Consider the following 6903-nt stretch of genomic DNA (forward strand, 5'->3'; position numbering starts at 1 on the left):
AACAGCCTTAACGCCCGGTTAAGCGGCTCGTCCCGAGAGGCTTACCGCCTCGCGCAGGTCCCGCCCGTCGGTGAGCCGCAGGCCCCTGCGGCGTAGGGAGGCCAGCAGCGCACGGTCCGGGAATGGGCAATAGGGCAGGACTTCCGTGGTCCGCCCTTCAGGCATCCGGTCCGTGCGGGCGATCGCGTCGAGCAGCCGGTCGAGCATGCCGCGCCCATGGGCGTGGAGCGCCACGGCCGCCCGCGTGGCCGTGGTGTCGGCCGGGAGCGGCACGGCCTCCTGGGCAAGGATCGCCCCGGTATCGATCGTGGCGGCGAGACGGTGCAGGGTCATGCCGAAGCTGCCGGGCCCGTCGGCGAGCGCATGGATCGTCGGAACCGGGCCGCGATGGCGCGGCAGCAGCCCGGGATGGCCGTTGATGCCGCCCAGCCGCGCCAGCCCGATGGTCTCGGCCTTCAAGATCTGGTCGAAATGATAGGTCAGGATCAGGTCGGGGGCGGTCTCGCGCAATCGTTGCGCGACCTCGGGGCCGTTGACGTCGTCGACCGTCAGGGTCGGGATACCGAGGCGCCGGCACAGTGTCTTGAGCGGCGTCGCGTCCGGCGCGTCGGCGCTGCCGGCCACAGCCTGGGTCAGGGGCGCCAGCGGGCGCAGCAGGTCCGGCAGCCCGAAATTCACCGCGAGATAGGGCAGGATCCCGGCGCCGGAGCGCGCGAGATGCTTGCGGATCTGCCCGGTCAGGCCGCCGCTCGACGGCCGCTCCGCGTTCGAGAGCCCGACGAAGGCGATGTCGGCCCGGTGATCGGCGACGAACCGGCGCACCACCCGCGCATTGGGCAGCGCCTCCAGGACGAAGAGGGCGATCCGGGCGCGGGCCATCAGCGGCGCGGCCGACGCTGGAACCGGAACGCGTAGAGGCTCGCCCGGCGGACGCTCTCCGGCAGGAGCAGCACGGTGCGCGCCAGTGCGGCCAGGACCAGCGGGAAGGCGACCACGTCGCGATCCTTCGCGATACCCTTGACGATGTGCTGGGCCGCTTCCTCGGCGCTCATCTCCAGGGGGCGCCAGCCCTTCAACTCGCCGCCCATCGGGGTCTTCACGTAGCCCGGGGCCACGACGTTGACCTTCACGCCGCGCGGCCCGACCTTCTGGCGCAGGGCCAGCCCGTGGGCGACCAGGGCGGCCTTGGCACCGCTATAGGCCGGGGCATCCTGAAGCGGCGCGTAGGCGGCCAGCGAGGACATCAGCACGATCTGCCCGCGCCCGCGCTGGAGCATCAGGGTCAGGGTCGGGAGCACGATGTTGAGCGAGCCGGTATAGTTGATGTCGGCGGTCTCGAACGCCGTCGCCTCCGGCTCCACCTCGCCCTTCTGGTTGCCGCCGTTCACCGCAGCGTTGGCGATGACGAGGTCCAGCGGCTGGGCCGCGTCGGCTTTGTGGATCAGGTCGATCGCGGCGGCCCGGTCCCGGGTGTCGAGGCGCACCGCCTCGACGGTGGCGCCGCTGGCCCGGCAATCCCGGGCTACGGCTTCGAGGCGGTCGACATTGCGTCCGATGAGGATGAGGCTCGCGTCGGCACGCGCGTAATGGCGTGCGAGCGCAGCGCCGATACCGCTCGACGCGCCAGTGATCAGAATGCGGGGCATGACGCGGGTGCTACGCCGTGCAGCACGCAAAGATCAAGACCGGGAAGCGCTCACCGGTGACTTAAAAGTTCGGCTCGACCCGGAAACGCTCGGCGAAAACCCGCCCGTTTCCCGTTCCGCTTCAATAGACGGGCGCGAGTTGCCCGTCGCCCTCGCGGCCCTCGCGGATCGTCCGCGCGGCGGCCAGCATCGAATCGGGCAGGGCGGATTCCATCCGCGGCACCGAGCCGGCCACCGCCCGATCGATCGCCCCCTTGGAGAAGAAGCCGCCGTTGACCTGCGTCCGGTGCAGCACGACGCGCCGGAAATCGGCCATCAGCCCCATGTCGGGCGCGGTCGGGTTCGTCCAGAAGCTGTCGAGGTCGCCCTGATGGGTCAGGCCGGCCATGTTGTAGATCGCGGTCCCGACCGCGTGGGTCGGGCGGCCCATCTCCAGGGACAGCATGCCCACCGTCGAGTTCACGATGACGACGCCGCGGGCGCCCTTGATCAGGGAGGGCAGATCGCCGCCGTCGATGAAGTCGAGCCGGTCGCTGACGCCGTGGCGCCGGGCCGAGGCGCGGGCGAACTTGCGCCAGTTGATCAGCCCGCTGTCCAGCGGATGCAGCTTCACCAGCAGCCGGGTCGGCGCCGAGGACGCGTCCGCGAAGGACTTGATCACCCGGTCCATGAAGCCTTCGACGCCCAGGAACGGCGAGTGCACCCGGATCTGGTAGTCGCTGTCGAGCTGGAGCGGCAGCAGGAAGTAGTCGCAGCCGACCGCGCGATAGATTTCGTCGCAGCGCGCCGCCTCGCGGCGGGTATGGGAGCGGCGGGTGAACTTCTTGATCCAGCCCGCGTATTCGGCCGCGATATGGGTCGGCCGGTGGCTGCGGAAGTGCGGGAAGAGATAGGGAAACGCGATGTTGGCGACGTTGTAGCTCACGTCCCAGACGCTGCGGCGGGCCATGTCGCCGGTGGACGGCATCGCCCGGCCGGGCTGGGGCAGGCGCCGCGCCAGGGCGCGGACCTCGTCCGCCGTGCGCGGCAGCGACGAGAAGCCGTTCACCCCGCCGAGCTCGCAGGTGATCCAGTTGGGCCGGATGTAGCCTTCCTCGAAGACGTGGACGCGCAGGCCCCGGACCTCCGCGATCATCCGGGCCGCCCGGTGGAACGGCCGGCAATCGCCGAACAGGACGATGTCGGTGACGGCTTCGCGGTCGAGATACGATTCGAGATAGGTGCCCCAGGCCTCGCGGCGACCGCGGTAATTGTCGGCCTTCCCGTTCCAGAACAGCCAGTCACCCGGGCAGAGGTTGATGCGCCGCACCTCGTGGCCCCGCGCGCGCAGGGCCTTGCCGAGGTCGGAGAAGAACGGAGAGGCGATGCCCTGCAGGAACAGAAAGGTTGCAGGACGGTCGCGGAGGGCGTCGGGGGCGGTCTTTTGCATTCCGCGGCGCTTCTATCCTTGACCCTCGGCCGGACGGAGCCGGACCGGAAAGAATGACCAGAGGTGGCACGCAGCATCGCGGCCCGGCAATCCGAGGCCGCGTCGCAGGGTGGCGTTTCCGCTCCGGCGTGGCCCGTCTGCAACGGTCGCAGTTTCGCGGCCACCGCCTGGATTGTGGGGGCAATCACGGCGACGATATGTCCAAATCCTTTCCACGCCGTGACGCTTTGATGGATCTGCCACGCTTGTCCCCATTCGGCCGGCCATCCCATGCCGGGTAAAATGCGCTACTAGGCGGCCCGAACGATCGAGACGACCGGAGCTGGACGCCCCATCATGTCCCTTGAACCGACCCCGGCGCTCTACGCGACCGGCCGGACGATCCGCCGCCTGCGGGCGGAGATCGAGGCTGCGACGGGTCTCGCCTTCGCCCAGGTACGGCCGAGCGCGGTCGGCGCCGTCTGGGGGGCGAAGAGCCTGCCGGACCGGATGCTCGCGCTCGGGGGCCGCCGCCGGCTCGTCGTCGCGCCGGGCCCGCTGCTGAGCCCGTACGACCAGCCCGAGACCGGGTTCGCGTCCCTGCGGCTCAGCCTCGACGGCAAACCGTTCGGCGGGGAGGGCGGCATCCACTACTTCGATCCCTGGACCCGCCAGCCGATCGGCCGCGAGGCCTGCACCGAGCACGTCGCCTGGCTCGCGGCACGGTTTGCCGAGAACGACCGGCGCGTCGTCTATGTCGGCATGTCGCGCTGGAAGCGGCCCGCCCTCGACGTGCTCGGCACCGGACCGGCCGGGCGCCCGGTCCACACCATGACGGCGGAGGCCGCGGTCGAGGCGGGCAAGCGTCATCACGGCCGGATCCTCGCCTGGGCGACCCGCGCGCCGGGCAAGCTCGAAGAGGCCTGCAGGCAGGCCGGTCTGCCGCTTGCCCGGGTGGAGGACGGTTTCCTGCGCTCGGTGGGCCTCGGGGCGAGCCTGCAGCCCGGCGCCTCCATCGTGGTCGACGACCTGGGCATCTACTACGACCCGCGCCGGGAGAGCCGCCTGCAGCGCCTGCTGGCCGAGGCGGATTTCCCGCCCGAGCTGGTGAGCCGGGCCAAGCGCCTGCGCGAGGAGGTCGTGGCGCGCCGCCTGAGCAAATACAATGTCGGCCTCGACGCCGCCGCCCTCGACTGGCCGGCCGGTCGGCGGATCGTGCTGGTGCCGGGGCAGGTCGAGGACGACGCCTCGGTGCAGCACGGCTCGCCGCTGGTCCGCTCGAACCGCGCGCTGCTGGAGGCCGCCCGCCGGCGCAACCCCGACGCCTTCCTGCTCTACAAGCCCCATCCCGATGTCGAGGCGGGGTTCCGGCCCGGCATCATCCCGGAGGCCGAGGCCCTGACCCTGGCCGACCGGATCGTGGCGGGGATCAGCATCGTCGACCTGCTCGACCGGGTGCATCACGTCGAGACCATGACGTCGCTCGCGGGCTTCGAGGCGCTGATCCGCGGGCTCAGCGTGGCAGCCCATGGCCGGCCATTCTACTCCGGCTGGGGCCTGTCGGAGGATCTGGCACCGGGGGCCGACCGCGGCCGCACGCTGACCCTGGACGAGTTGGTGGCCGGCGCGATGATCCTCTATTCGCGCTACCTCGATCCCGTGGCGATGAAGCCGTGCAGCCCCGAGCAGCTCCTTGACCGGCTCAGTGCCGCCCGGGAGGCCGCCCCGCGCAACGCGCTCTCGATCGGCCGCACCGCCCATCTCGTCATGCGGATGCGCTACGGCCTGTTCAATCCGATCGTGCGGGCGCTGCGCAACCGCCGCGGCGTCGGCCGTGAGGCCGGGCCGCGCTAGGGCGGGGGCGCAATCGTGGCATCCAGCTTCTCGGGATATCTGCACACGAGCAGGGGGATAGAGGTCGTTCGTGTCGCCGTCGGCGGCGACGTGACGGGCCCGAAATCCGCGCTCCGAAAAGTCCTCCGAAGCCCCTGTTTTCGCATCGTTTTCCGGGCCGGTCCGCATCCCCTGGCGACCCCTGGCACGCGCGCATCTCACCGAGTTCCCGTATCGTGACGACGTTCCTCATCGCCGCCAGCCTGACGCTCGCCATCTGCCTCGCCTTTGAGGTCTTCGTTGGCGATTCGCTCACCCGGGCGAGCCTGGCCCCGCGCGACCTCGCCCTGCGGTTGCTGGGCTATCTGCTGATCCTGCTGTTCTGGTTCGCCTTCTCGTGGCGGCCCTGGCTGGCGGCCCTGACCTGCGTCGTCTCGGTGGCGGCGCTGATCTATGTCAGCCGGGCAAAGCGCTCGGTGATCGGCGAGCCCCTCCTGTTCAGCGATTTCGTCCTGCTGCCGCAGGTGCCGCGCCATCCGCAGCTCTATTACATCCCGCCCGTCTGGGATCCGCGGATCTCGATCCCCGTGATCCTGACCCTGATCGCGACGGTGATCTGGTACCGGACCGAGCCGAGCGTCCTGCCGGACGCGCCGGTCCCGCGCGTCGCGGCGATGCTCGGCTTGCCCCTGGCGCTCTGGCTGCTGTTCCGCGCGGCCTCCCGGCCGCCCCTGGCGAAGCTGATCGCGCGCTGGTTCCCCGAGCCCGACCTCGAGGCGGATGTCGCGCGAGTCGGCCTGCCGGCGAGCCTGCTCGGCTATACGGCCCGGGCGCTGGCCGGCAGCGCTCCGGTTCCGGAGGTGCCGACGCTGCCCTCCGGCCCGGGCGACGACGTGGTCGTGGTGATCCAGCTCGAGTCGTTCATCGATCCCGAGCGACTCGGTGGCCCGGCACTGCCGGCGATGGAACTGTTCCGCACCCGGGCCATCCAATACGGCCGGCTGCGGGTTCCGGCGCACGGCGCCTACACGATGCGCAGCGAGCACGCCGTGCTCACCGGCCGGCCCTCCGACAGCCTCGGCTTCGGCCGGTACGATCCCTACACGTCCCGCAGCGGCGACGAGCCGACCAGCCTCGCCCGGCTGGCGGGCAGCCGGGGCTACGGGACCCTGTTCCTGCACCCGTTCCACAGGGATTTCTTCCGCCGGGCGAAGGTGATGCAGGCCTTCGGCTTCGCCGATCTGGTGATGGGCGAGACGTTCACGGCCGCGCCCCGGGTCGGCCCCTATGTCGGCGACGTGGCCCTGGGCGAGCGCCTGCTCGACGAGGTCCGGGCGCGGCGCACGCCGCTGTTCCTGTTCTGCGTCACGATGGAGAATCACGGGCCGTGGAAACCCGGGCGGCTGCCCGGGATCGACGCCCCGGAGGCGCAGTACCTCCACCACGTCGTCAATACCGGGCGCATGGTCGAGAACCTCGTGGCCGGGCTCGACGCGCTGGCCCGTGAACGCGGCCAGACCATCACCCTCTGCGTGTTCGGCGATCACGCACCGTCGTTGCCGACCTGCAAGCCGGGCTTCGGCGATCAAGCGACAGATTACGCGGTGTTCCGGTTCGGCATTCCCCCGGTCACGCCGCGCCGCCTGGACATCACCGCCGACGCCCTGGGACGCGATCTGCGCTCCGCCCTGGCCCGTACACTTGCAGACATTCCGGTACGGACGCGATAAGGTTAAGCTTGACCGCACCGAGCTTGGCCGTGCCACGCTGGTGTCGCATTGCGAACGGATAGCAACCCTGTCCGAGACGCGGGTTCCGCGAGGGGCCCGCAGGTTTGACGCGGCCGTTAAAGCCATCGCAGCGTTTGGCGGTCACCATGGATGTCCCGGTCCGAGCCAGCGATGGTGTGGAGGCCGGCGAGGAGAAGTCTCTGTGATGCTGCGTAAGACGGCGCTCACTGCGCTGACAGCCGCCCTTGCGGCAGGGTCCATCGGCGGCTGCACGTATCTGCCCGCG

At 70.6% G+C, this 6903-nt stretch carries 5 protein-coding genes; 2 read left to right on the top strand and 3 right to left on the bottom strand.

The window, feature by feature from the left end:
- Positions 1–18: 18 nt before the first annotated feature.
- From WYO_RS05800 to WYO_RS05810, 3 genes are all read right to left on the bottom strand, one after another.
- Complete coding sequence (locus tag WYO_RS05800) at positions 19–879, bottom strand: formyltransferase family protein (RefSeq protein WP_007560150.1); 861 nt, start codon at positions 877–879, stop codon at positions 19–21.
- Positions 879–1646, bottom strand: a complete 768-nt coding sequence (locus WYO_RS05805) for an SDR family NAD(P)-dependent oxidoreductase (RefSeq protein WP_007560152.1) — start codon at positions 1644–1646, stop codon at positions 879–881. Before WYO_RS05805 ends, WYO_RS05800 begins: the two co-directional genes overlap by 1 nt.
- A 121-nt stretch (positions 1647–1767) precedes the next feature.
- On the bottom strand, positions 1768–3075 hold the full coding sequence (locus WYO_RS05810) for a capsular biosynthesis protein (protein WP_007560154.1): 1308 nt from the start codon (positions 3073–3075) through the stop codon (positions 1768–1770).
- 336 nt (positions 3076–3411) lie between these two features.
- Between WYO_RS05810 and WYO_RS05815 the strand changes: the two genes are divergently transcribed.
- Positions 3412–4908, top strand: a complete 1497-nt coding sequence (locus tag WYO_RS05815; RefSeq protein ID WP_007560156.1) for a capsular polysaccharide biosynthesis protein — start codon at positions 3412–3414, stop codon at positions 4906–4908.
- 215 nt (positions 4909–5123) lie between these two features.
- The gene (locus WYO_RS05820; protein WP_007560158.1) at positions 5124–6617 is read left to right on the top strand and encodes an LTA synthase family protein; all 1494 of its coding nucleotides are present in this window, start codon (positions 5124–5126) and stop codon (positions 6615–6617) included.
- Positions 6618–6903: the final 286 nt, after the last annotated feature.

This window comes from Methylobacterium sp. GXF4 (assembly GCF_000272495.1).
GTDB lineage: Bacteria > Pseudomonadota > Alphaproteobacteria > Rhizobiales > Beijerinckiaceae > Methylobacterium > Methylobacterium brachiatum.